Raw genomic sequence first — 24,361 nt, forward strand, 5'->3', positions numbered from 1 at the left:
GAGGGCGGGGGTGGGAGCGACGTCGGAGGCCGCGGCTATTCAGACGCGATGAGCCGTCGATACGGACCGTCCACGGCGTGCAGGTCAGCGTGTGTCCCTCGTTGCACCACGCGGCCGCGGTCGAGCAGGATGATCTCGTCGCAATCGCGGATCGTGCTCAGTCGATGCGCCACGATCAGGCAGGTGCATCCACGGCGGCGCAGGTTGTCGTCAATGACCTTCTCGGTCGTCGGATCGAGCGCGCTCGTCGCCTCGTCGAGGATGAGGATCGACGGGTTGTTCACCAGCGCGCGGGCGATCTCCATGCGCTGTCGCTGGCCACCGCTGAAGTTGCGACCGCCCTCTTCCATTCGACTCTGGTATCCCGACGGCCTGGCCGCCACCTCCTCATGGATGCAGGCATCCCGCGCGGCGCTCACGAGATCCTGTTCGGGAACCGTCGAGTCCCACAACGCGAGGTTGTGCTCGATCGAGTCCTCGAACATCGCAATGTCCTGATCGACGACGCCGATGGACGTGGTGAGCAGGTCGCGTGGAATCTCCTGCCGCGACCTCCCGTCGAAATGGATCGTCCCCTCCCACGGCTCGTAGAGCCCCGCCACCAGTTTCGCTACCGTGGACTTCCCGGACCCCGACCCTCCAACCAGCGCGACGCGGCTCCCGGGCCGCAGTACGAGACTGAAGCGCTCGATGAGTGGTGGCTCCAGCACGCTGTAGCCGAAGCTCACGTCACGGAGTTCGAGGCGCCCGCTCAGCTTTGTTTGACTGGACAGGCCAGCCGCCCTGGCCTCGGCCGGGACCAGCGGGGCGGATGCCTCCTCCGGCTCCCCAACCGTGCGCGACGTCGCGGGAGCGCCCGTGAGTGGATCGCGAGACGCGCGCAGCACGTCGTCGAGGCGCGCGAGGTCGCCCTTCACCTCCTGCGCCATCGATCCGAGGTCCATCATCCGGTTCACCGGCGTGATGAACAGCGACATCAGCGACTGGAAGGCGATGAGCAGGCCCATGCTCATGTGGCCATCCATGACGCGCAGGCCACCCACGCCCAGAATCATCGCCGTGTTGAGGGCCATCAGGCATGGCGGTACCACGCTCAGCATCTGGCTGGTGAACTGCAGGTCCTGGTAGGCGTTGCTCACCTTGGCCTGATAGCCTGCCCATCGGCTGAAGAAGTCCGACTCTGAGCCCGTCGCCTTGAGTGTCTCGATCGTCTGCAGGCCACCCATGGCCGTCCCCATCAGCTTGCCGCGGTCCTGCAGGAGGCGGCGGCTCAGATCTTCGCGCCGGCGCGACACGTACTTGAGCGCCAGCAGGTTGAGGCCGGCCGTCAATACTCCGATTCCCGCCAGCAGGATGTCGTACTGGAACAGCAGGACCGCGTAGAACACGATCACGATGGCATTGAGTGCCGTCGTGGCCAGGTCGCTCGAGACCAGGCGAGCGATGCGATCGTTGATGGTGACACGGTTGCCGATGTCGCCGGCATAGCGCTGCGTGAAGAACGCCGCTGGCAGCCGCAATACGTGCCAGAAGAATCGACCGGAGGTCTCGATGGCGAGCTTCGTCTCGAGCCGTAGCAGGTAGCGCTGCTGGATCCAGACCAACACGCCCGAGATGATCGCCGTGATCAGCATGAGCCACAGCAACGGCTTGACCCAGTCGCTGAGCCCCTTCACCAGCACGTCGTCCACGAAGACCTTGCTGAACGTCGGTGTAACCACGCCTGGCAGCACCAGGGCGAGCCCCGCCAGCAAGATGAAGAGCAGCGCGCCATGCGCGCCCGGGAGCCGACGCGCGAGCGCGCTCAGCAGACTCGGTGCAGCTCCACCAGTGCGGAACTCCTCGCCACGCTCGAACGTGAGGGCGACGCCGGTGAACGACTGATCGAACTCCGCCTCGGAGACGGTCATGGGGCCGGTGGCCGGATCGTTCAGGTGTGCCATCCCGTTCCGGAATCCCTCGAAGACCACGAAGTGGTTGAAGTTCCAGTGCAGGACCATTGGCACCGGCATCTCGCGCAATTGGGCCGGCTCCTTCTTGTAGCCTTTGGCGACGAGTCCGTAGGTGCGGGCAGCCTTGAGGACATTGCTTGCCTTGCTACCATCGCGTGACACGCCGCACGCCACACGCAGCTCTTCGAGCGGGACCCACCGCCCATGGTGCGCGAGGACCATCGCGAGGGCTGCAGCACCACACTCCACCGCTTCCATCTGGAGGATGGTGGGCGTCTTCGCCCGCGCCACGACGCGCGGCCGTTCGCCCTGACGCCCTGGCAGGACACCCATGCCCCAGCGGGCCAGCGACGTGGTCACAGCTCCTCCCACGTCAGAGTCCCGCCTGACGACGCAGGAGAGGCATCACCAGCTCGATCGGACGTCGCGCGGCAACCTCGATGTTGCCAAACGCCAGTGTGCCGCTCTGGATGGTGAGGGGCGGCCCCTTCGACGAGGACCACCGAAAGCCACTTGTCGTCGCTGGATCGAGCTGCAACTCGGCGCGCACCTCATACGGCGCATCGTTGCCCGACAATGCAGCAACCAGCTTCTCGTTCTTGAGAACGCGCCGCATGCCGCGCGTGGTCGCCGGAAAGTCCGATACGTAGGTCACGCGGCCGAGGATGAAGCCGAACTCCTCCTGCTTCACGGTCGAGGGCGCGATCTGGATCGTCATGCCGGGCCGGATCTGCTTGCCGAGCACACTGGGCACGTAGACCACAGCCTCTAGTCCGGAAACGGCCTTGCCGGTCAGATCGAGGCTCAGGATCGGCTCGCCGGGCGCGACGATGCTCCCGCGCTCGGTCATGACTTCGAGAATCCGCCCGGTCTCCGGCGCCGTTACCTCGGAGCTGCTGCGCAGCTGGCGCTCCAGCTCCGCGACGTTCATCTCGTGACGCTCGATGGCCAGCGCGGCCTGCCGTGCCTCCTCCGCGCGCTGGTTCTCGACGGTAAGTCTGCGGGCCGCCAGTTGGGTGATCTGGCTCTGCAAGTCGGCAAGCTTCTCACGGGTCGCATCGTACTGTTGGCGCGTGGCAAGCACGGTGTTGCGCGTCATGAGGCCCTGCTTCACCAGCTGTTCCTGCGTCGCGATGCGCTCATCGAGCCAGCGCAGCGTCTGCTCGGCCGCGGCGATTCCCTGTCGGACGCTGCTGTCCTGCTGCGCCAGGTACGAGCCCTGGAGCCGTACATCGCGTTCGCCGAAGGCGACCACGTCGTCGCGGTCCGCGCGGGCAGCGGCGAGGTTCGCGCGCTCCTGCTGCAGGCGCTCCACGAGCGCTTCTTGCCCGATGCGGGCCACGACCTGGCCTTCCGTCACCACGTCGCCCACACCCACCGCGACGTCAATCACCCGTCCGCCCGTCGTCGGCACCACTTCGAACACACCACCGCTCTTCACCAGGATGCCGGTGCCCATGACCTTCTGCGGCAGTCGGCCCACCACGCCCCACATCACCGCAGTGGCCAGCAGTAGCCCGAGCGCCGCGAGTGCGATCCAGCCACGTGCGTCGGTCACTCGCATCACCTGGTCGAGCTGCTCCGGCGACGACAGGCGATCGAGCGATACCTTGCGGAAGACGGTGGTGGAGTCGGACACGGAGGCTCCGGGGTTCAGTTCGGGAGGGTGAGCGGACGACTGGCCGGCGCGCGAACAGCGTCGTGGTCGACGGAGACAAGGGTGCCCGTTGCGAAACGAAGGTCGACCACCGCCTGGGCGTGGGCTTGCTGACTCGACACCGCGGCGAGCCGCGCGGCGGTAAGCGCATCTTCTGCGTTGATGATGTCGAACAATGTCGACGTACCGAGGCGGAACTTCGTCATCTCGTTCTCTACCGTCTCCTCGTATAGCGACACCGAGCGCGACGCCTCCTGCAGGCTGGCCCGACTGGCCCGCACCGCGCTCCACGCGACGCGCACGCTGGCGTGCGCACGCCGACGCGCCTCGGCAAGCTGCACGTCCTGCTGGCGCACGATTGCTTCGGCCTGGGCCAGCCGACCTCGCGCGCCAACGTTCAGCACTGGCCACTGGTAGCTCAGCTGCACCGCTCCCTTGAGTCCACTCGTGTTCTGGACGAAGGGACGGACGAGTCCGGGCACTCCCCAGCGTGCAGCGTACCCGTCGTATCCAGCCGACAGGGCAAGGTCGGCGCGCGGCTTGAGGCTGCCGGTCACACCATCCGCCTCGACACGTGACGCGTCGCTCAGGCGGCGCAAGGCATGTACGTCCTCACGGGCGCTGTCCGCGAGTGCGAGGTACCGGGCGGTCGCACCGCTCGTGTCGGGGCCGAAGTCGATCGTCGGGAACGTGGACGTGGCGTCGAAGGCCGCCGTCAGCCGCTCGGGATCGACGCCTACCGCGAGCGCGAGGTCGCGCTGCGCTTCGAGAACGCGCTGCTCTGCCTGGATGCGCGCGGCGCGCTTCGACGCCACGTTCGCCTCCACCTGGCGCATGTCGGCGGCCGGCCGTTCGTCGGCCGCCACGAGCCGTTGGGTTTCCAGTGTCATCCGCTGGGCGCGCGTCTCCGCTTCCAGCTGAATCACCAAACGGTCTCGTGCAGCCATGTACGTCCACCAGACCGTGACCGCGTCCCGGATGACGGTCGAGGCAACGAATCGGAGGTCGTGGCCGCTGGCCTGCAGGGCCAGCTCGGCCGCTCGTTCAGGAGCGCCTGTGACCCGGCCCCCGCGGTCGTTCAGCAACGGGACCGCCACCTGCAGGGCTGCGGTCGCGACACCGCTTGGCGCGGTACCAACGCCGGTCGTCCTGGACTGCGACACCTGCACCACCGGCCGGATGCTGATACCGGAACGAAGCAGCTTTTCGCCCTCCACGCGATACTCCAACCCATCGACGCCGAGATAGCTCGCGGCACTTGCGCCAACAGCCGGCGGCAGCAGGGTCTGTTCGCGCTGCGACGTCACGCTCGAGCGTACCAGTGGATCGAAGGGCGCTCCCGATTGCTGCCAGACTCCCCGCGCGCGGTCCAGCGCACGGCGAGCGGACTCGAGCCGCGGACTGTATTGCAACGTGAGCGAGAGGACCTCCTGCAGGTCGGCTGCCGGCCTCGCGTCCTGCGCCAGGACCGGTGCGGCGACAGCAAATACGGACAGCAAGGTGCCCATTCGCGCAGTCAGACACCACGCGTTCATAGCAGCAGCCCGTTGGTCAGTTCGTGCTGCGCTACGCTCGCGATGTCGGGCACGCGACCGATCCACGCACGCGCCAGCCCTCCCACCACGTGCTCGAGCGCCGCGTCGTCAAGCTCACCGTTTTCCTGCGGTGGTTCCTCGGCCGGCCTCACGGGCGGCCGGGCCTCGTTCCGCTGTGTCACGTGAACGCCCTCCCGCCGTCAGTAGTGGCTGCGACGTGAACGTGGCGACGTCTTCAGCGCGCCACGCCACATCAGGTGAGAACCTCCGCCTGCCCCTCCGCTCACACCGTCGAGCTCGTCGTCCGACAGGGTTCGCGTGTCATCGATGAGGTCAGGCAGGACGACCAGCGCGTCGAGATCCGGATCTCGCTCGATGAACTTCAGGCGCACATCGTCCGGAACGCGGACGCCAAATGCCTGGTGGATGGCCGCGCGCGGACTCTCGAGCAGGGCGCGCCGGAACTCGCTATCTCGCGCCGCGCGTTCGAGCACGGCATCAAGGACTTCCTGTGTACGGGACTGCGGTGATTCCATGTCGCGACTCGGGCGAGGACTACACTCCCTCAAGCAACCGATGTACCAGCGCGCTGGCGGGCGGCAACACGTTGTGGCAGCGCACGATCGATCGATGTCGCCAGCGCACGGCGCTCGTCGCTGTCGACGCCCGCCTCTATCGAGTAGAGTCCCGCTTCGCCTTCGCGCGGCGTGGCCGGATCTCGAGGCAGAGATATGCCTTGAGTTCCCGTCTGCGGTCGGCCCGCAGCTGAAACTTCACGTGGTTCACGCGACGAACCAGCGTGCTCGGCCAGAGATGATGAGGCAGCGTGCGCACTTCCGCACCGCAATACGCCTCGAGTGCGTGGCACTGTGCCCGCGTGCACCAGCCCCGGTCCGCGACCTGCGCGAGCCAGGAGGATTCCGCGAGTCGACCCGCCAGCTGCGGCACGCGCGCGAAGGCGTACTCCACGCCCAGTCCCGGCCGCACACGGCCATCCACATCGAGATGGATCATCGCGATCGGTGGCGCCGCGGCCGCGGGCTCGAGGAGGAGACGCGCACCTCCCCGTGAGCCCGGCCACGCCACCGCGTCGAGGAAGGCGAGGTGTGACCTGTTCGGGAGCCCGGCAATGCACAGTCGAATGCCGGCGCCCTTGCCGCGCGCGCTCATGTCGCCGATGTACACCAGCCGTGCACCGCGAGGCAGCGCGCTCAGTACCCGATCACACACCTCGCGTACCCCTGGCGCGAACAGGGAGCGCTGCACGGTTGTTGACGGGTTCCGGAGGCCGGCTGTCCCGGCCGGATTGGACGCGAGGTCGTACAACACGTGCTCGGCGATCACCGAGCGCGCTCCGCTTTCGCTGCAGTCGCGCTCGATCCACCGCGCCGGACCGTCTGTTCCTTCAGGGATGAAGAACGCCGTATCCACGCGCCCCGCGTCAGCGCCGAGGCGACACTCCAGGTAGGCACACGGGCTCGTGTCCGCCGGCACATCCCGCACGGCAGCCACGGCCGCGCTGAGCCCCTCCCTCGATGCGAGGGCGGGGCTCACGTGTGCCGCGGCAAGGGCGAGTACGTCGGCCAGCGCGCGTCCCGCGTTCGGGCCTGCTTTCACCTACCTGTCATCGACGACAATCGGCAGCGCGATTGGATCATCGATGGGCTGAATGATCGGAGGCGTGATCACGATGGGGCGCGGCCACGTGGGTCGAATCGGCGTGTGCAGGGGCTGTCCGCCTGCGACCTGTTCGAGGGAAGCGTCGCTGAGTTCTTCGCTGCGGGGAGCTTCGTCTTCACGTGCGGTCATGAGATCCTTCCTGGTTGGGTTGAGAGGAGGAGACTGCATCAGTTCCACGGGGTCGATTCGGGCTTCGAGGCCGGCGGCGCCGGTGTCGATGTTGTGCCCGATCCCTGCCCACTCCCACCGAACCCGCCGAGCACCTGTTCCAACGCGTCTTCCGACAGCTCGTCGGAACGCGGGACACCCGGTCGCGTTGGGGACGGTGTTGAGGGGGGATCCTTCTGTGCCGACATGAAGCGCCTCGCGATGTCTGTTGCACCATACTGAGGCAAGCCCGGGGCCAGATGCACGCTCCGACGGATCTCACGCACGCGCATGCACTTGTGTGCGTGCGCGCCATCGCACGAGAAGTGCGCGGTAGAGGGCCCCTTCTATTTGGTAGAGTGCGAGCGCGACGCGAGTCGAACGCGCCTCAGCGGCGAAGGCGCGCGAGACCCGCCGCTGCCTCGTCCATCATCGCACGAACGGGCGCGTCGGCGCCTGCCCATGCCTCGCGCACATACGTGTACCCGCGGAGGGCAGCTTCCCGGTCCCCGCGGCGCTCGGCAAGGCGAGCGGCCTCCAGCATCCACACCACTCGCACCGGACCCCGCATGCGCACGGGCCTGCTGAGGAGGCGTGCGGCCGCGTCCTGATTCCCGCGTGCGACGTGCAGCTGTGCGAGCGTCAGCAGCGCCGCATCACACTCGGGCCATTCGCACGCCGCCGAGCGCACCGAATCCAGGCGCACGATCGCCCCGGCCGTGTCCCCGTGGACCAGGGCGTCGTACGCCTCCGCGACCTGGCGGTACGACGCACCGAGTGCACCGTATCGGACCTCGAAGGCACGGGTCACCTGCACGGCTCGTTTCACGCCGGAGGTGTCGCCCTCGCGCGTGCGCCACTGAATCCCTTCGAGCGCATCTACGGGGAGCCCGCTTGCCAGGCGCGCGTCCAGCTCGGCACGTACCACATCGGGGGATGCCGCTCCGAGCCAGGCCATGGGGCCTGCGTAGCCGAGTGGTCGGTCCGCGGACGCTTCGCGTGCCTCCGCGAAGCGTCCGCGGTCGGCCAGCGCCTGACCGTAGATGCGATGTCGTGCGCGTCGCACGGCCTCCACGTTCGCCTGCGCGGTGACCGAATCACGCGCGAAGACGCGAAGCAAGCGTACAAGCGCCGTATCGGGATCGGCTGCGTTATACAGTTTGTCATGAAGCTGCCGGATGGGCTCGCCGCGCAGAGCGGTCACCAGGCTGTCGAGGTCGAGGTGCAGCGTCTGCGCGCGATCCAGGAGCGCAACAAGCGCACTCACGGCGGCCGCATCGGTCTCACCGGGCTGCAGTCCCAGATACCGCCGACCATACGCCATCGCCGAGTCGAACTCCTGCTCGTACACCGCGATGTCGATCAGGTGCAGGTAGCTCGGAGCGAAGGCCGAATCCAGGTCGATCGCCGTTCGCATGGATCGGCCGGCCGCGCCCGGACTCGCCGCGCTGTCGAATGGCCAGAAGTGAAACTGCGCATCACCGAACCGGAACTGGACTTCAGGATCTCGCGGAAACTGCACCGACGCCGCACGAAGCGTGGCCAGCAACCGCATGGCCATGCCCCGACGCGCGCTCGGCTGAGCAATGGTCGCCATGGCGCTCCACTGCGAATCGGCTGCAACGAGCAAACTCTCCCGCGGGGCCAGACCACGGTTCATGGCGCCTGCCCGCATGGCGTATGTGATGCGTAACGTCGAGTCGAAACCCGCCACACGCCGCCATTCGAGTGCATTGCTGAGGCGGCGCATCGCCGGGCCAAACTGGCTGTCCGCCTGAATCGCTGCCTGGAACGCGGTAGCCGCGGAGTCCCACGCTCCTCGACGATAGAATTGTTCGCCGATGAGGTATGCGCGCACGGCCGACAGGGTCGACGAGCCGATCGAACCGCGCGGCGATGCGCTCACTCCACGCGTGCCCCGGAGCGCACTCAGCACACCTACCGCGATCGAGTCCGCCGCGCGATCCATCGCGGATTCCGCAACTCGGAAGTCGAACTCGCGCAGGGCCCGCGCGCTCCCCGCATCCATGAGGGACGCCTGCACGCGCACCGAGTCGACGCCCGAACGCACCACACGCCCGACCACCGTCATCGACGCCTCTGTGGCCCGCGCGAGCGCGCTGCCGGAGGCGGCGTCGGCTCGACCCGACCAGCGCCGCACGGCAACCGTGGGGGATACCGTGCGCAGCGATCCGGCTCCATCCAGCGCTGACGACAGCAGGTCGACCATGCCCTCGCGCCACATGTCGAGGTCGCGCCCAAGAACGTCGAATGGCGCGACGACGAGCAAATCGCGATCAGCCGCGTGTTTCACGGACGGGCCTCGAGCGAACCACGCGAGGGACGCGGCCAGCGCGAGCGCCGCGATGCCCATGACGGCGAACACCGCGAGGCGCCTCGGTCGTCTGGCGACAGTGCGCGGCCCGGTAGTGAAGCCAAGGCCCAGTGCATCGCGAAAATCACCGCAGCTCGCAAACCGCCGTTCCGGGTCGTGCTCGAGGGCGCGGGCAACGCAGAGCGCGAGCGGCGCGGGCAGCGTGGGGTCGAGCTCGTCGAGGCGTTGAGGAATTGCGGTCAGCTGTGTGCGCAGCAACTCGCTTTGTGACCCACCGGAGAATGGGCGCGCACCCGACAGCATTTCGTATCCCACCACACCAAGGGCATACTGGTCAGCGCGCCCGTCGACGTCGGGATCGCCCGCGAGCTGCTCAGGCGCCATGTACCCGATCGTGCCCAGCGACGTGCCCGCCTCGGTCAACGGCTCGGAGCGGCCCCCCCCCGCAGTGGTCGAGACAGCGAGCACGCGTGCGATCCCGAAATCGGCCACCGTCGCGTGTCCCTCGACAAGCAAGACGTTGTCGGGCTTGATGTCGCGGTGCACGACCCCGCGTGCGTGAGCGTAGGCGAGTGCGTCGGAGATCTCGTACAGCAGACGCGTTGCCTCGTGCACGGGGATCCGACCTTCGCGCGAGAGCCGTTGTCGCAGCGACTCACCTTCAACGTAGGGCATGACGTAGTACAGCAGGTCATCGTGCCCACCTGTCGCCAGCACTGGCAGAATGTGGGGGTGTTGCAGCCGCGCCGTGACCTCGGCCTCCTGGCGGAAGCGTGCCTCCGTGGCCCGACTGACGAGGTCCGGATTCAGGACCTTGACTACCACGCGACGCTGCAGCGCTCGCTCCGTCGCCAGGAACACACGACTCATGCCGCCACCACCCAGCTCTCGCTCCAGCTGGTACGCCTCACCCAGCGCGCCCGAGAGGCGCACGCCCAAGGGGTCGCCGGGACTGTCGTGCTGGTGTGGTTGCGTCATGGGCTCAGGTCGACGTGCGTACATGCTCCTTGCCTAAGATCGACCAGCGCGCCCGGGAAGTGCCACCCCACCCGCGGAGGACCATCGCGCGGGGAATGGATCGAGACATGCCCACCAGCCAGCCTCGTCTCATCGGGAGCTCCCACCAGACCTGCGCGCGCATCGCCCCGCGCGAAACCGGAGCGGGGCGGGACGAGTAGGTCCAGGTGCTGCCGTGACCGAGGGCCCCCATGTCTGACGAGTACGAGCCGATCCCCCAGCCCGACGGATCCCTGGATCCGCCGCGAACGCCGCCACCCACGGCACTCGCCACCAGCGCTCCGCTCCCCGAACCGGCTCGTGGACCGGTGCGCTGGCTCTCGGCGCGGCGCACCACAACGCTCGGCCGCCTCATCGACAGCGCCCTCGACGCACTCGATCGCATCGGCGACTCGGTGCGCAAGACCCTCGGTGCGCGTTAGGCAGTGCCGCGCGTCAGGCGGCGCATCACGGCGCCGGCCGACGGCGCGAGCAGTCCTGCGAGGCGCACGGAGGCAGTGGTTTCGAACGATCCTCGTACGGACGCAGGGTCCAGTCAAAGAAGGCCCACGTCCGGTTCCATGAGTCGATCTGCGCCGGCGAGTCCACGCGCTCGAGCGTCTCCGGGTCCACGCGCCGGCTGAACGCGTGGCCCACGCTGGCCCCCCACGGCGCGGGATCCTCGTAGACCTTCGTTTCGGCAAGATCGGGTTTGAGCGCCCGCAACTTCCACACGAGCTGCTGATCCTCCACGTAGTTCACGTCTTCGTCGTTGGTCGCCACGTGCACCAGGATCGGGACCTGCAGCTTCTCCACGTGGTACAGGGGTGAGCGCTTGATGTACTCTTCGCGATTCTCGTGCGGAGCCCCACGGATCCCCGCCTGCGTCGAGAAGCTGCGCGTGTAGCCGGGTCCCTTGTAGGCAAGACGGAAGAACAGATTGGTCACCGGAACGATGGCGGCTCCACCCTTGAAGGGGTGTTGATCGCGAAAGAGGTTGAGCGCCGTGATGAATCCGCCGTGGCTCCACCCCATGATGCCGATGCGCTCCTGGTCCACGTGCGGCAGCGTCTTGAGGAAGTCCACCGCCGAGCGCACGTCGTCGACTTCCTTGCCGCCATAGTCGATCGCGTCGTGAAACGCCTTGCCGTATCCCGTACTCCCGCGATAGTCCGGTGCAATCACCACGTACCCGCGCTGCACGGCTTCCTTCACAAAGGGAAAGAGCGTCACGCCCCAGTTCCCGTGGACACCGCCATGCACCCAGACCAGCGCCGCGTGTCCCCTGGCTCCGCGCTTGCCGAGCGGTTGATACAGGTGCGCAGGGATTTCGAGCCCATCGACCGAGGAGCGATAACTGACCTTCCGATAGTCGATGATGCCGGCCGAACGCGCGACGTTGATGCTGTCGGAATGTTTGCGCGCCTCGATGTCGCGCGCGTAGTCCGCCGGCGGATGGTCTTCCGGTCGATTGCTGACGTACAACTCGCGAGCCCGCACCGAGTCCATGGTCACGCGCACCCTGGCCCCGGCTTGTTGTGCGCCCGCAGTCACGCCGAAGAGCGCCACGATGGCGCCAAGCGCAAGCGTTGGTAGGTAACGGACTAAGGTGTTGCGGTGAATGGACATGGCGCACCTCGATCGGACGGGGGCTTTCGGGCTGGAATGGCGGACACAGAACTTGGTGATTGGCCGGATGGTCGGCCAGAGACGACGCCACCTGACCTCCTCCAATCCACCGGCGCATTGCCGGCGTAGACAACATGCGATGCGCGCGTAGACTCTGCGGAGCCTCCGCCGCGATGGTTCTCGTTCCAATGGCCGCATGACGGACCTGAAGACAGGGTTTCAGGAAGCCACCCTCTCTGATGAGCGTGACCGGCGTGACGCGATGCTCCTGGCGCGCATCGCGGCGGGCGACGAGCGCGCGCTGGGTTCCCTCTACGATGCCTACGGAGCCGTGCTGTACGGTCTGGCGGTCGCGATCACACGCAGTGCCGATGTGGCTGAAACGGTCGTTGCCGACGCGTTCGGCGCCGTCTGGCGCGAGGCGCGCTCGTTTGATCCGCACCGGCGCTCCGCGTTCGTCTGGATCTCCGCGATGGTGCGCTCACTGGCGCTGGCAGCACGTCGCCAGGCCGTGCCGGTGGTCGAACCTTCGCTTCCCACCTTGAGCGGCGACTCCTTCGTGGGATCCGCACTGGCGAGCCTGACCGGCACGCAACGCACGGCCGTGGAACTCGCCTACTTCGGCGGGCTGCGCATTGCGGACATCGCGACGCGCCTTGGTGAGTCCGAAGCCGCCGCGGGCCAGTATCTTCGCACGGCCATGGACGCGCTGCGCCATGCGCTCGCACCCGCGAGCGCTCACACTCCTGTGGCGGACTCTGCCCCACGTCAGGTGGCCGGCTCGTGACCGCGCGCGACCATCTCGAGGCCGCGGCCGCCTACGCACTGGATGCCGTCGATGCCCACGAACGTGCGGTGCTCGACGCGCTCATGACCACCGACGCCGCGTTCCGCGTCGAAGTCGAACGGTATCGCGAGGTCGTGGGACTCATGGGGCTCGCAGCACCGGGCCTCACCGCGCCAGCCGCGCTGCGGCAGCGGATCCTGGACGACGCTGCCACCGTGCGGCCGATCGCCACCGCGGCCTCTGCTCCGAGCCCGCACTCGCTGGCCCAGCGCCCTGCGCGCCGCCTCACGGCCATCCTGCCGTGGCTCGCCGCCGCGGCGAGTCTTGGCGTGGCCGTGTTCAACAGCTCGCAGTTGCGCGACACCCGTTCGACACTCGCCACGTTGCAGGGTGAGCTCGTCACGGCGCAGGACGCGCTCGCTCGCAAGGACTCCACGATCTCGGCGTTCTTCGGCCCCGACGTGCACGTGGTGTCGCTCAGCAGTGCGGCACAGCAGCCGTCGGCTCGCGTGTACTGGAACCACACGCGCCGCGTGTTCATCGTGACCGCGTTCAACGTGCCACCCGCACCGTCCGGCCGCACCTACCAGCTGTGGGCCATCGCCAAGGGCAAGAACCCGATGTCGATGGGCACCTTCAACACGGACGCGAGCGGACGCGCGACGCTCGTGGTGCCGGTGAACGACGTGGTCCTGCACGGCGGGACCATCGATCTGTGCGGACTCACCATGGAGCCCGTCGGCGGCTCGACGCAGCCCACCGAACAGCCGCGGCTCGTCGGCACCTGGCGGCACACGGACTAACGACGGCAAACACGGCACACCCCGGGCCTCACCCGGCCCGGGCGCGCACTACTGCATCGTCGCCGTGAACATGATGTGCGCCTTGGGCGTGCCCGGCAGCATGATCCACGGGTCGCTGCCACGTGGCCGCTCGGAGAGTCCGGTGGACGCGCCCGTCGCGAACGGTACGTACAACACGTACAGCCGACGTCCTTCCTTCACGGCTTGCGTCTTTGGGTCATATCCAGTGCCAAAGATCTGGTAAAGCGCCGCCGGCCCGTCGGGCAACTTGAGCTTGCCCTGCTTCACTTCGGCAAAGCGCACCGTGTCGACCTGCGGCTCCGCGGTGCCGGCGGCGCGCAGTTCGCGCCCGCGCCCCATGAACGGCTCCAGCGATTCGTGATAACACGAGACGTGGAATCGCGCTTCCCTCGGGTACTGGGCAAGGCACACCATGCCCTTGCCCTCACGCAGTGTCACGAACTTGCCGGTGGCATCGTAGCCCAGCACGCGCGCCCCAGCACGCAGCCCTTCCGGGAGCGGCAGCACCGCCGCGGCGACCTGCTCGTCCCGAGGCGGGATCGGTGCCGTCTGCGCCGCGAGCCGGGTCGTGGAACCGAAGAGCAGAAGGGCAGCCATGGCGACAGTGCGCATCGTGGGTCTCCTGAGCGTGGAAGTCCGGACCGATCGTACGACCTGCCTAACGAAGCGCCTCGAGTCCGGACTTGAGGCGCGGCAGGGCGCCGGCGATGTCCGCCAGGCTCACCGCGCCAACCGAAAGTCGGCACCATCCGTTCTCTCCGTCCATGCCGAAGGCATTGAAGGGCACGAGGCCGAGTCCGGTTGTCCGCAGCAGCCACTTGCGGATGTCGTCGTTGGTGGTGAGGCGCTCCCCCTCGGGCGTGACCTTCCCCATCAGCGCAAACCGGCCGCTCAAATAGATGGCGCCCTGCGGCGCCACCGCGTCCAGCGGGTGACCCGCGTCGCGCAGGGCAACAATCCCGCTGTAGAGCGCATCAAGCCGCGCGCGGGCGCCAGCGATGAGTTCCTGTCGATACGTCTCGATTGCCGACTCCGCCATCAGCAGCCGCGCCGTCGCCACCTGCTCGGCACGCGGAGCCCAGGTGCCCACGTGCTGCAGGAAGTTGTTGGCCTTCTCGATGATGTCCGTAGGCGCGATCAGCCAGCCCACCCGTACCCCCGTCGAGGCGAACGCCTTGGAGATACCGTCCACGTACACCGTGTACCGCGCCATCTCGGGTCGCAGCGAGACCGGATCGACGTGGGCGATGTCGCCGAAGGTGAGCTGCCAGTACACTTGGTCGTACATGAGGTAGAGCGGGCGCTCACCGGCCCCGCGGCGGGCGTTCTCCTCCAGCACGAGGTCGCAGATCGCGCCAAGCTGCTCGGCGGTGAAGCACGTACCGCACGGATTGAGCGGGGAGTTGAGCGCCAGCAGGCGCGCGCCCTTGAGATGCGGGGCGAGCGACGCCGCCGTCGGCATAAACGCGTCCTCAGCCGTACACGTAACCGGCACGGCCTCGGCACCTACCATGTGGCAGTAGTAGTTGTTGTTCCACGAGGGAGCGCCATACACCACGCGATCACCGGGGTCGACCAGCGTCGCATACGTCCCATAGACGCCCGGCCGCGACCCCGATGTCACGAGCACGCAATCCACGGGATAGCGCAGGCCAAGTGATCGTTCGGTGTAAGCCACGATCGCCTCGCGCAGTGCCGGCATGCCGAGCGAAGGCGGATAGTTCGTCTCGCGCGCATGCAACGCATCGACGATCGCCGACTCGAGGTACGTGGGAATCGGAAACTGCTTCGGGTCGAAGTCGCCGACGGTCAGGTTGCACACCTTTTCGCCAGCGGCCATGCGCTGACGGATCTCGCCAGCGATCCTGAGGATCGCCGATCCCTCGAGCGTCCCGACGGGCGTGGAGATGCGTCCCTTGGTGGCCGCGGGTGTCCTGACGAATTCGGCGGTGTCGATCGCGGTGTCCTGCGGCATTGGTGAGCGGGGCGGGAGTGGCGGTCCTGGCAGGTGGACCGAGAGTCGTCGTCAACATATTCCGCCGCCCGACCCCTTCCAACTCCAACGAGTCGGTGAGTGAGCGCCGGCCGGTTGCCCCGCTGGCACCCTTCTTCCATTTGATGCGGCCGTTTCCCGCGCGGGCTCCTGACCGTCCTCCCTTCATGGGTGACCCCAGCGGCCTCCGACGTTGCTTCCAGCACGGCGAGGCACGGGCTAAGTTGCTGTCCAACCGACAATTACGGCGTTCATGATGCGTGGAACTCTCCGCTGGCCCTCCCTCGGCAGCGCCCTGATCCTATCCGCGGTCGCCCTGGCGATGCCGCTCAACGAGGCCCGGGCGCAGCAAGCGACCCTACCCATCGCCCCAGGCACACGGGTGCGGGTGCGCGCCGCCAACCTGGTCGCGCCGCTCGTGGCCAACTTCGTCCAGATGCGGGGTGATACCGCCGTGTTCATCGAAGACGCCGCCGGCCGCGGGATCTGGTCGCTGCACGTCAACGACATCACCCGGCTCGAACGCAGCGACGGCGAACGTCGGGTCAACAGGCCCTACATCATTCGCGGGGCACTGGTGGGGACCGCGGCCGGCGCCGCTGGTGGATTCCTGATCGCCGCGTCGCTCAAGCCCAGCGACAGCAGCAAGAAGTACAGCCGCGCCGCGAGCGGAATCGCCGGAGCGGCCGTGGGCGCGCTGTTGGGCGGAATCGTGGGGTCGCGCTTTGGCGCCGAGCGATGGACCGGCGTCGCATTGCCACGCCGCGTCTCGGTACTGCCTCAAGGCCACGGGATCGGCGTTCGGTTCGGCTTCGACTTCTGACGCTCCCGGCACTACGCACGGCGCCCTGCCTGGAGCGGGGCGCCGTTGGTGCTTCAGGCAGCGTCAGCGCGTTGCGGGCGAGACAAACAGCGCGTTGCCAACCGCGCGCTCGCCGCCGGGGTCGGACGGATAGTTGACGACGTGCCCGCGGATCCAGAGCGCCGACGACCCACCGCCGTCGAGGTTCATGGCGTCCCACGCGCCAAGCGTGATCAGCTCGGCGCCAAGTTCGCCCAGGGACATGCCGACGCTCCACGGTCGCCGTCCGTCGACCACGACCATGTAGAGCGTCCGGCCGTCGCGCGAGATGCCTAACGCGCTCCGCGGATGTCGCGCTTCCGAAAACCGCGGGAACGTGCCCTCGACGCTGTCGGCCACCACGCCGACGTTGCGACCGGCGTCGACCACTCGTGGCCACCCGCCCACGATCGCGCGCGGTGTCCTTCGGAAACCGGAGATGCCGGCGACGAGCTTGACCGTCGAACGACGCGCCGCGACCTCGCGCACGAAAGCGAGGGCTTCGTCGCCGGTGGCGCTGAGCACGGCACCATGGGCCGGAATCGCGGTGCCACCGCCCATCGTCGGCACGCGAGAGGTCACACGATAGAGAATCGTGTCGCCTCGCTGACCCAGGCGCGTGAGCACGATCTCGGCCGCGTGGCGCGTGGCCTGCGCCGCAAGGCGATGCGCGCTGTCGGAACGCGTGGCCGCCGTGGACGGCGGGCGAACCGTGTCCACACGCATGCCGGCCGGCGTGGCGTCAGGATCGCGCGGCCCCTCGCCGCCGATGCGCGCCGAGGTATCCTGCGGCGTGCGTACGCCGTACCACGGCGTGTACACGACCAGTCCCGCCCGACCCGCCGGACGATAGTTGATGCCCACGAGACGCCGAGCGGCCGACGCACTCACCACCGTGCCATCGAGCTCGAACCGACCGATCCGGGGGCCACCACGCGCGTCGATCGCGAACTGCGTGTGGGCGTTGTCGAACCCATCGTGCGGAGAATCCGTCGAGAGCGCACCCTTCACCCACGCGCCGCCGATCACGTGGTTGTTCTCCACTTCGCCGGAGCGCAGGTCGAAAAAGTCGGCGTTGATGCCGACCAGCGGCGCGCGGCCGGCCGCCGCAAGGCGAGCCGCCATCGCACTCACGCGCTCGCGACCGAAAAAGGCGCCTAACGCGCGCGCCGCATCGACGATGAGTCCCTGCGCGTGCAGATCCACCTCGACGACATGCACCACCCATGGCCCGCGCGGGTCCACGAGGCATCGATACACAAGCCCGGGAGCCACGGTGTCGACCGTCGTAGCCGCCACCGGGGCGCGGAGGGTGTCCGCCAGACACTGGCGCGGCGTCCACTCCGACTGTCCCTGCATCGCCCGGGGAACGGCGGCACTCAACAGGGCAATGGCGACCACCCCGCGCATCCTGGCACCGAGCGTCATGGAAATCCTCACTCGCTGAGCAGCGTGGGATTGTAACTTGGTGACACTCACTCTTCACCGTGCGGATTCGCCACCCGGATCGATCCGCGCTCACCCTACCATACAGGAGACGAAACCGCGATGCGACGTTTCGTTGGCTGGACCCTTGCCCTGGCCGTCTGCTCCGGTGCGCTCGCGCCCGCAGCCGTAGCCCAGAACACCATCACCCTCGAAGGACTGGTCCAGTCGCAGGACGGGCAACCCGTCAGCGGCGGCCAGGTCGTCGTCACCAACACGAGCACATCCGAACGGCGCACGGCGACGACGCGCCCCACTGGCGAGTTCCGCGTGCTCGGCCTCTTCTCGGGCACCTACACGGTCGAAGTCCGTGCCCTCGGCTACAAGCCGGTGCAGGACTCGGTGCAGCTCATCATCGGCCAGCGCGCCAGACTGAACATCACCATGGAACGCGGCGCGGCCGAGCTCGCCGGAGTGTCGGTGACCGCGGAGCGCGTCAGGCAGGTGGAAGTGCAGCGCGTCTCCATCTCGGCGCCCGTGCTCAAGGAGGAGATCGAGAACCTTCCAATGAACTCGCGCGGCGTGATGAACCTCGCCGCCATCGCTCCGGGCGTGAAGAGCTATGCCCCGCAGTCGGGCCGCGCGCTTCCGTCGTCCGGCGGCGCACCTGACCTGCGCTTCATCAACCTGTACATGGACGGCGTCGAGATGAAGTCGCTGTTCAACGGCAACCTGGTCGGCATCCCGCAGACCGGATCGCCGCTGCCTCAGGAAGCGCTCGAAGAGTTCCGGGTCTACGTAAACCCGTACGACGCCGAGTATTCCCGCGCCGCCTCGTACGTGATCTCCGCGGTGAGCCGCCGCGGGACCGACAAGTGGGAAGGGTCGGCGTTCGGCTTCTACCAGGGCAAGGACTACATCGCCCGGACGTTCATCCAGCAGCGCAACAACACGCAGCTGCCCAAGTACGGGCGCCAGCAGTTCGGGCTCAACCTTCGTGGCCCGTTGGCGCGCGGCAAGCTGTTCTTCGCCGGCAGCTACGAAGGTACGATGACCGACAACTACATCGATGTCGTGCCCGCAACGACGTTCCAGCCGTGGCAGCAGTTCCGCGGATCGTTCCTCGCGCCGCAGCGCAACCACACCGTGTTCGGCCGCCTCACCGCCACGCCGACCGACAAGAGCACTTACGACGTCATGTGGTCGACGCGCATTCTCGATGGTGAAGGCAACTTTGGCGGGCGTTCGGCGCGCGAGGCCGGCATCTCGCAGGAGTACCTGATCAACACGGCGCAGCTGCGCCATCGCTGGCTGCCGACGACCAACCTCGTGAACGAGCTGTCGCTGCAGTACGTGCAGTGGGATCACACCGAGGCGCCGCTCGTCGCCGGACCAACGAAGAGCTATCCCGGCATCATCACCGGCACGGCAGGCTTCCCGCTCGAGCTGCGCGAGAAGCACTACCGCATCGTGAACCGGTCGACCTACAACCTCGACAACGTGGGCGGCAGCCACCTCATCAAGTTCGGTGGCGAACTCTCCCGCATCAGCGCCTCGCAGTTCCTCCCGAACAATCGCGACGGCGCCTTCACATTCACGACGGATACGTCCACGAACCCGGCGTCGGCGTCGGTGGCGATCGGCTTCACGAACCCCACGGGCGTCTCCGATGCCCGGGCGTCCGCGACGGGTCACACGGTGGGCTTCTACGTCAATGACGAGTGGCGGCCGATCCCGAACCTCGCCATCAACATCGGTCTGCGCTACGACGCCGAGCTCAACACGCTGAACAACGAGTACACGGTGCCGTGGGCAAGCGACCCGGTGCTGAGCAACGTCGCTTCCCTGCAACCGTACCTCAATCGCGGCGATCGCGAGAACGACCTGAACAACGTCTCGCCGCGCCTCTCGTTCATGCTCGATCCGTTCAAGACCAATCGCACGTTCCTGCGCGGTGGTTTTGCGATCATGTTCGACCGCGTGACGTCGTTCATCGGCTTCCAGGAGCGGCTGAACTCGGAGTGGCGCACGTACAACTTCGTGAACCCCGGGACGACCGACCCGGCGGTGCTGCGTCAGCGGGTGGCCCAGGGCGGCGTGAACGCGGCCGCGCAGCCCATCCTCGTCAAGCACCTCATGAAGACGCCGGAGAACCGCCAGTTCTCGCTCGGCATCGGGCACCAGTTCACCGAAGCCCTCGGCTTCAACGTGGACTACGTGCGGCAGGACATCAGGAATCTGTACGTGCGGATGAACGCGAACTGGTTCAGCCGCTCGCAGAATCGCCGTATCCTCACGCCGACGTTTGGCGACATCATCCTGTGGGATGACTTTGGCCGCGCGAAGTTCAACGGTCTCGTCACCCAGGGCACGTACAGCAAGAACGGCCAGCGCGTGAACCTCGCCTACACACTCGGCTTCTACGAGTCGGAGTTCGACGGCAACATCTCGGCGGTGTTCCCCAACCGCTCGTCGTTCGAGATGCAGCCCACATCGGGCGACGAGCGCCATCGCTTCGTGGTCTCGACGATCAATCGCCTGCCGTTCGGCATCCAGTTCTCGTCGGTCGGCACGTTTGCCTCGCCGCGACCGTTTGCCGTCACCGACGGACGGCAGGTGAACGACAACAACGTCACCTTCGACGACTTCCCGAACGGCAAGCGTACGCAGCGCCCGGACAACAGCTGGGAGAACTGGTACAAGACGTTCGACCTGCGCCTGCAGCGTGCCCTCGTGCAGCGCGGGACGCAGAAGATCACGCTGATGGCCGAGGTGTTCAACCTCTTCAACAGCAAGAACATCTCGGCGTTCGGCGGGCAACAGTTCCAGGCCAACGGCAACGCCATTCCCACGTTCGGCCAGTCGACCGGCGCCTTCGCGGCCCGCCAGGCGCAGCTCGGCCTCCGCGTGGACTTCTAGGCTCCCGTTTTCCACAGGAGCAGAGCGGGCGGGGTGGCGAGATCCTTCGCCATCCCGCCCGCGTCACATCCGGGCTCGCCGAGCGTGCCTAACGAAGGCCGGTCAGGCGCGTGCGCCCGTTGGCGTCCACCTCCCACGCCACGTCGGCCGCACCCGCGGCGGCACGCGCCAGCGCGGCGCCACGTTCCGACGGCGGAAGCGCGTCGAGCACCGGCAGCGAAGCCGGCGGCACCTGCGCCACGATTCGCGCGTCGAGTTCCTCGGCGAGCGGCATCAACGGAAGCGCCGGCCCAACCACGAGCACCGTTCGCCGGGGAAATCCGCGTGACGTGCGCTCGGTCCCGGTACGCATCTCCTCCACGTACGGAGGCGTCAGCGCGGCCAGCCGCTGCTCGTACACCGCGACGCGACCCGTGCCCACCAGCGCGACCACGAGCGGCAGTGCCACCAGTGCCGCTCGCCAACCACGCGCCACGGTCTGGCGAGCCGTCGCCACTCGTGGCGCAAACACCACGGCCGCGGCGCACATCATGACGAAAGGCGCCAGCGTTCGTGTGACCGCCTGAACCGCGAGAAACTGCCCCAAACCTGCACATGCCGCGAGCAGAAGCGCCGGATCGGCGAGTCCCGTCACCGGCCGCCACGGTCGCCGCGCTCGCCAGTGCCACAGCGCCAGCGCCAGCAGCGGCCCCAGCACCAGGTAGCTCAACGTGTATTGCGCCGCCACCCGCACGTTGCGCGCGACGATGCCAGCGTAGCGCGTCGCGGTGAGTGGCGTTGACGCCATCGAACGAACGCCACGCGACCACCCGTCGGGGTCGGACCATGGCGCGTATGTCCACACGCTGTCGCCAAACCGCACCCGGGTGATCGAGTCACCGCGAGGCAGCGCGATCTTCTCGTAGGCCACGTGCGTTCCGCGGTGCGTGTCCGGCGACTGACTGTCACAGTCACGCAGGTACCAGCACGCGTTCAGCGCCCCGGTAACGCCAAGCGTTGGTCGACCGGCCTTCACGCTCAGGGGCGCGACCCACGTCAGTACGCCAACGCTCACGGGAACGAGGTAATGAGCCAGCGTCCGGATTTGGCGCAGCGAGGGTCGCAGCCAGAGCAGCAGCACGGTGCTCACCGCGAGCCAGGGCCAGAGTGAGGTCTTGGCAAGAAAGCCTGCACCCAGCCACGCGCCGGCAACTCCCCATCGAACGTTCTCGCCGTCTGCAAGTACCGTAGCCCATCCCGTGAGGCATACCACGAGCAGAATGTCGGGCGTGATGGCGCTCAGCCGAACGAGCACGAACACCGCAACCGCATACGCTCCCCACGCCGCCGCGACGCGCACGATGTGGCTGCCATCGTCATCACCAGAGGTCATGAAGCGGCGCAACGCACGGGAGAGGAGCCAGGCTCCCGCGATCGCGGCGAGGCCGTTGACCAGATGCGCCGTGACGATCGTGGGTCCGGCCACCGCAAGGAGCGCCGAGTAGAGCGGCGACCAGTACCCCTGCACGGCATCCGACCACCGGCCCATGCGCATCGCGCGCGCGAGGTCGAGGTACGCCACGCCGTCCGGGTTGACCGCGTCGCGCGAGATCCACGTCAGCACCACGGCGAGCGCGATGGTGGCCGCGAGGCACAGCACGTTGAGCGTGCCGGCGCCCTGGGAAACCGGCGCCGCTGACGCGTGACGGTGCGAACGTCGAGAGGAGCGAGCAGCCATGCGGGAGATCGAGGGGATGCGCATTGGTGTCGCGGCGCGACACGAAGTAGCATTGGGGCCTCTCTCTCCGCAACGCGTCCCGTGCAGATCTCCAGCGTCATTCACGCCGTCGACGTCCACGCCTGTGGAGAGCCCGGCCGCGTGATCGTGGGCGGCGTCGCCCCCGTGCCCGGCGCGACGATGTTCGATCGGATGCGCTGGATCGAAACCAACGCCGATCACATCCGGCGCCGCATGCTCAACGAACCACGCGGCTATCCGGCGCTGTGCTGCAACGTGCTCGTCCCACCCACACATCCCGATGCGCACGCCGGCTTCGTGATCATGGAGCACGAGGAGTACCCGGGCATGTCGGGCTCCAACACGATCTGCGTGGTCACCGTGCTGCTGGAAACGGGCATCCTGCCCATGCATGAGCCGGTGACGGAACTGGTCCTCGAAGCGCCGGCTGGGCTCATCCGCGTGCGCGCCGACTGCGCCGCCGGCAAGGTCACCCGCGTGACCTTCCGCAACGTGCCGGCCTTCGCCGTACACCTGGACGCGTCGATCGAGGTGCCCCACCTCGGCACCGTGCGCGTCGACGTCGCCTATGGCGGGATGTTCTACGCCATCGCCGACGCCACACAGTTCGGCCTGCGCCTTACCCCCGACGAAGGCCGCGACATCGTGCGCATCGGCGCCCTCGTGCGCGCAGCCGCCAACGAGCAACTGCCGGTCGCCCATCCCGACCAGCCGGGATTCACCGGGATCACCATCAGCCAGCTCGCGGGACCGGCGCATGACCCGGCACACCACGGGCGCAACGCGGTGGTTGTCGCCACCGGCGCGGTCGATTTTGCGCGACCATCCACCTTCACGGGTGCGATCGATCGATCACCCTGCGGCACCGGCACCTGCGCACGTCTGGCGACGCTGCACGCGCGCGGCCGCCTCACCCGCGCGCAGCCCTTCCATCACGAAAGCGTCCTCGGCACGGTGTTCACCGGCGAGATCGTCGACGAGTGCCGCGTTGGCGATCACGACGCCATCGTCCCCACGCTGAGCGGCCGTGGGTGGATCACCGGGTTCAGCCAATACGTGCTCGACCCCACCGACCCCTTTCCCACCGGATTCCGCGTCGGCGATCTCTGGTAGCCGCCGCCCACCCTGTCACTCAATCACATGGCCAGACCATTCGTGCTCGCCGAGACCACGTGGCGCGCCATCAAGGACGTCACCATGGAGGTCGCGGTGCTTCCCTGGGGCGCCACCGAGGCGCACAACTACCACCTGCCGTACGGCGCCGATGTCATCGAGTCCGAGTCCATCGCCATCCTCGCGGCCGAACACGCGTGGAACCGCGGAGCCCGTGTGATCGTGCTCCCCACAGTGCCGTTCGGCGTGCAGACCGGCCAGCTCGACATTCCCTTCTGCCTCAACCTCAACCCCTCGACGCAGCACGCCGTTCTTCGTGATCTCCTCGACGTACTCGGCACACATGGCGTGCGAAAGTTTGTCATCCTGAACGGTCACGGCGGCAATGACTTCCGGCAGATCATCCGCGAGCTGCAACCTGCCACGAGCCTCTTGCTCACGCAGGTGAACTGGTATCAGGCGCTCGATGCGCGTCGCTGGTTCGACGAACCTGGAGACCATGGCGGCGAACTCGAAACGAGCGTCATGCTCCACGTCGCGCCCGACCTCGTGCGGCCGCTGAACGAAGCCGGGCCCGGAAGCGCTCGCATGCCGCTCGTGCGCGCGATGCGCGAGGGCTGGGCCTGGACGCCACGCCGCTGGACACGCGTCACCGATGACACCGGCGTGGGGAACCCGGCGCGCGCTACACGGGAAAAGGGTCAGCGATACGTCGAGGCCCTCACCGTGGCGATCGGGGAGTTCCTCGCAGACCTTGCCGCGGTGGACCCCGAACGACTCTACGAGTAGG

Annotated in this window: 20 protein-coding genes; 7 read left to right on the forward strand and 13 right to left on the reverse strand. The window is 67.6% G+C overall.

Annotated elements, in window-relative coordinates; genetic code table 11:
- Nucleotides 1–35: 35 nt before the first annotated feature.
- The 8 genes from IT361_10370 to IT361_10405 form a co-directional block, all read right to left on the reverse strand.
- A complete protein-coding gene (locus IT361_10370) occupies nt 36–2,285 on the reverse strand; it encodes an NHLP family bacteriocin export ABC transporter peptidase/permease/ATPase subunit (GenBank protein MCC6318083.1) in 2,250 nt (749 codons plus the stop codon).
- A gap of 40 nt (nt 2,286–2,325) precedes the next feature.
- The gene (locus IT361_10375) at nt 2,326–3,591 is read right to left on the reverse strand and encodes an NHLP bacteriocin system secretion protein (protein MCC6318084.1); all 1,266 of its coding nucleotides are present in this window, start codon (nt 3,589–3,591) and stop codon (nt 2,326–2,328) included.
- A gap of 14 nt (nt 3,592–3,605) precedes the next feature.
- Nucleotides 3,606–5,117 (reverse strand): TolC family protein, encoded by a 1,512-nt coding sequence (locus tag IT361_10380; GenBank protein ID MCC6318085.1) that lies wholly within the window; start codon nt 5,115–5,117, stop codon nt 3,606–3,608.
- A gap of 23 nt (nt 5,118–5,140) precedes the next feature.
- Nucleotides 5,141–5,326 carry a hypothetical protein gene (locus IT361_10385; GenBank protein MCC6318086.1) on the reverse strand — a complete coding sequence of 62 codons (186 nt, stop codon included), beginning with the start codon at nt 5,324–5,326 and terminating at the stop codon, nt 5,141–5,143.
- An 18-nt stretch (nt 5,327–5,344) separates the two neighbouring features.
- A complete protein-coding gene (locus IT361_10390; protein ID MCC6318087.1) occupies nt 5,345–5,680 on the reverse strand; it encodes an NHLP leader peptide family RiPP precursor in 336 nt (111 codons plus the stop codon).
- 136 nt (nt 5,681–5,816) lie between these two features.
- Nucleotides 5,817–6,761, reverse strand: coding sequence for a hypothetical protein (locus IT361_10395; GenBank protein ID MCC6318088.1), 945 nt, complete (start codon nt 6,759–6,761; stop codon nt 5,817–5,819).
- Entirely contained in the window at nt 6,762–6,953 is a 192-nt protein-coding gene (locus tag IT361_10400; GenBank protein ID MCC6318089.1) for a hypothetical protein, read from the reverse strand.
- Between the two features lie 406 nt (nt 6,954–7,359).
- Nucleotides 7,360–10,284 (reverse strand): protein kinase, encoded by a 2,925-nt coding sequence (locus IT361_10405; GenBank protein MCC6318090.1) that lies wholly within the window; start codon nt 10,282–10,284, stop codon nt 7,360–7,362.
- Nucleotides 10,285–10,514: 230 nt separating this feature from the next.
- On the opposite strand from IT361_10405, the gene IT361_10410 reads away from it, so the two are divergent.
- Nucleotides 10,515–10,745, forward strand: coding sequence for a hypothetical protein (locus IT361_10410; protein MCC6318091.1), 231 nt, complete (start codon nt 10,515–10,517; stop codon nt 10,743–10,745).
- Nucleotides 10,746–10,770: 25 nt separating this feature from the next.
- Here IT361_10410 and IT361_10415 read toward each other — a convergent pair whose 3' ends face one another.
- Nucleotides 10,771–11,931 carry a S9 family peptidase gene (locus IT361_10415; GenBank protein ID MCC6318092.1) on the reverse strand — a complete coding sequence of 387 codons (1,161 nt, stop codon included), beginning with the start codon at nt 11,929–11,931 and terminating at the stop codon, nt 10,771–10,773.
- A gap of 196 nt (nt 11,932–12,127) precedes the next feature.
- Between IT361_10415 and IT361_10420 the strand changes: the two genes are divergently transcribed.
- Nucleotides 12,128–12,718 carry a hypothetical protein gene (locus IT361_10420; protein MCC6318093.1) on the forward strand — a complete coding sequence of 197 codons (591 nt, stop codon included), beginning with the start codon at nt 12,128–12,130 and terminating at the stop codon, nt 12,716–12,718.
- Nucleotides 12,715–13,521, forward strand: a complete 807-nt coding sequence (locus IT361_10425) for an anti-sigma factor (protein MCC6318094.1) — start codon at nt 12,715–12,717, stop codon at nt 13,519–13,521. Before IT361_10420 ends, IT361_10425 begins: the two co-directional genes overlap by 4 nt.
- 48 nt (nt 13,522–13,569) lie before the next feature.
- Here the strand turns inward: IT361_10425 and IT361_10430 are convergent, their stop codons facing one another.
- A complete protein-coding gene (locus IT361_10430) occupies nt 13,570–14,154 on the reverse strand; it encodes a hypothetical protein (GenBank protein MCC6318095.1) in 585 nt (194 codons plus the stop codon).
- A 46-nt stretch (nt 14,155–14,200) separates the two neighbouring features.
- Nucleotides 14,201–15,517, reverse strand: coding sequence for an aminotransferase class I/II-fold pyridoxal phosphate-dependent enzyme (locus IT361_10435; GenBank protein MCC6318096.1), 1,317 nt, complete (start codon nt 15,515–15,517; stop codon nt 14,201–14,203).
- A 271-nt stretch (nt 15,518–15,788) separates the two neighbouring features.
- On the opposite strand from IT361_10435, the gene IT361_10440 reads away from it, so the two are divergent.
- Complete coding sequence (locus IT361_10440; protein ID MCC6318097.1) at nt 15,789–16,358, forward strand: hypothetical protein; 570 nt, start codon at nt 15,789–15,791, stop codon at nt 16,356–16,358.
- Between the two features lie 63 nt (nt 16,359–16,421).
- Here the strand turns inward: IT361_10440 and IT361_10445 are convergent, their stop codons facing one another.
- Complete coding sequence (locus IT361_10445; protein MCC6318098.1) at nt 16,422–17,804, reverse strand: phosphodiester glycosidase family protein; 1,383 nt, start codon at nt 17,802–17,804, stop codon at nt 16,422–16,424.
- 120 nt (nt 17,805–17,924) lie between these two features.
- Between IT361_10445 and IT361_10450 the strand changes: the two genes are divergently transcribed.
- Nucleotides 17,925–20,720, forward strand: a complete 2,796-nt coding sequence (locus tag IT361_10450) for a TonB-dependent receptor (GenBank protein MCC6318099.1) — start codon at nt 17,925–17,927, stop codon at nt 20,718–20,720.
- A gap of 88 nt (nt 20,721–20,808) precedes the next feature.
- Here IT361_10450 and IT361_10455 read toward each other — a convergent pair whose 3' ends face one another.
- Entirely contained in the window at nt 20,809–22,437 is a 1,629-nt protein-coding gene (locus IT361_10455) for a hypothetical protein (protein MCC6318100.1), read from the reverse strand.
- Between the two features lie 81 nt (nt 22,438–22,518).
- On the opposite strand from IT361_10455, the gene IT361_10460 reads away from it, so the two are divergent.
- Both IT361_10460 and IT361_10465 read left to right on the forward strand, forming a co-directional pair.
- Nucleotides 22,519–23,571 (forward strand): proline racemase family protein, encoded by a 1,053-nt coding sequence (locus tag IT361_10460; GenBank protein MCC6318101.1) that lies wholly within the window; start codon nt 22,519–22,521, stop codon nt 23,569–23,571.
- 27 nt (nt 23,572–23,598) lie between these two features.
- Nucleotides 23,599–24,360 (forward strand): creatininase family protein, encoded by a 762-nt coding sequence (locus tag IT361_10465; protein ID MCC6318102.1) that lies wholly within the window; start codon nt 23,599–23,601, stop codon nt 24,358–24,360.
- The last annotated feature ends 1 nt before the right edge of the window (nt 24,361 follow it).

Source organism: Gemmatimonadaceae bacterium (genome assembly GCA_020846935.1).
Lineage (GTDB): Bacteria > Gemmatimonadota > Gemmatimonadetes > Gemmatimonadales > Gemmatimonadaceae > RBC101.

What these genes read in the sequence shown, in the direction of transcription:
- IT361_10420 (MCC6318093.1), top strand. Translation starts at nt 12,128, where the DNA reads ATGACGGACCTGAAGACAGGGTTTCAGGAAGCCACCCTCTCTGATGAG.
- IT361_10445 (MCC6318098.1), bottom strand. Translation starts at nt 17,804, where the DNA reads ATGACGCTCGGTGCCAGGATGCGCGGGGTGGTCGCCATTGCCCTGTTG.
- IT361_10405 (MCC6318090.1), bottom strand. Translation starts at nt 10,284, where the DNA reads ATGACGCAACCACACCAGCACGACAGTCCCGGCGACCCCTTGGGCGTG.
- IT361_10410 (MCC6318091.1), top strand. Translation starts at nt 10,515, where the DNA reads ATGTCTGACGAGTACGAGCCGATCCCCCAGCCCGACGGATCCCTGGAT.
- IT361_10430 (MCC6318095.1), bottom strand. Translation starts at nt 14,154, where the DNA reads ATGCGCACTGTCGCCATGGCTGCCCTTCTGCTCTTCGGTTCCACGACC.
- IT361_10450 (MCC6318099.1), top strand. Translation starts at nt 17,925, where the DNA reads ATGCGACGTTTCGTTGGCTGGACCCTTGCCCTGGCCGTCTGCTCCGGT.
- IT361_10380 (MCC6318085.1), bottom strand. Translation starts at nt 5,117, where the DNA reads ATGGGCACCTTGCTGTCCGTATTTGCTGTCGCCGCACCGGTCCTGGCG.
- IT361_10455 (MCC6318100.1), bottom strand. Translation starts at nt 22,437, where the DNA reads ATGGCTGCTCGCTCCTCTCGACGTTCGCACCGTCACGCGTCAGCGGCG.
- IT361_10370 (MCC6318083.1), bottom strand. Translation starts at nt 2,285, where the DNA reads ATGGGTGTCCTGCCAGGGCGTCAGGGCGAACGGCCGCGCGTCGTGGCG.
- IT361_10400 (MCC6318089.1), bottom strand. Translation starts at nt 6,953, where the DNA reads ATGACCGCACGTGAAGACGAAGCTCCCCGCAGCGAAGAACTCAGCGAC.
- IT361_10440 (MCC6318097.1), top strand. Translation starts at nt 15,789, where the DNA reads ATGATGCGTGGAACTCTCCGCTGGCCCTCCCTCGGCAGCGCCCTGATC.
- IT361_10390 (MCC6318087.1), bottom strand. Translation starts at nt 5,680, where the DNA reads ATGGAATCACCGCAGTCCCGTACACAGGAAGTCCTTGATGCCGTGCTC.
- IT361_10435 (MCC6318096.1), bottom strand. Translation starts at nt 15,517, where the DNA reads ATGCCGCAGGACACCGCGATCGACACCGCCGAATTCGTCAGGACACCC.
- IT361_10465 (MCC6318102.1), top strand. Translation starts at nt 23,599, where the DNA reads ATGGCCAGACCATTCGTGCTCGCCGAGACCACGTGGCGCGCCATCAAG.
- IT361_10415 (MCC6318092.1), bottom strand. Translation starts at nt 11,931, where the DNA reads ATGTCCATTCACCGCAACACCTTAGTCCGTTACCTACCAACGCTTGCG.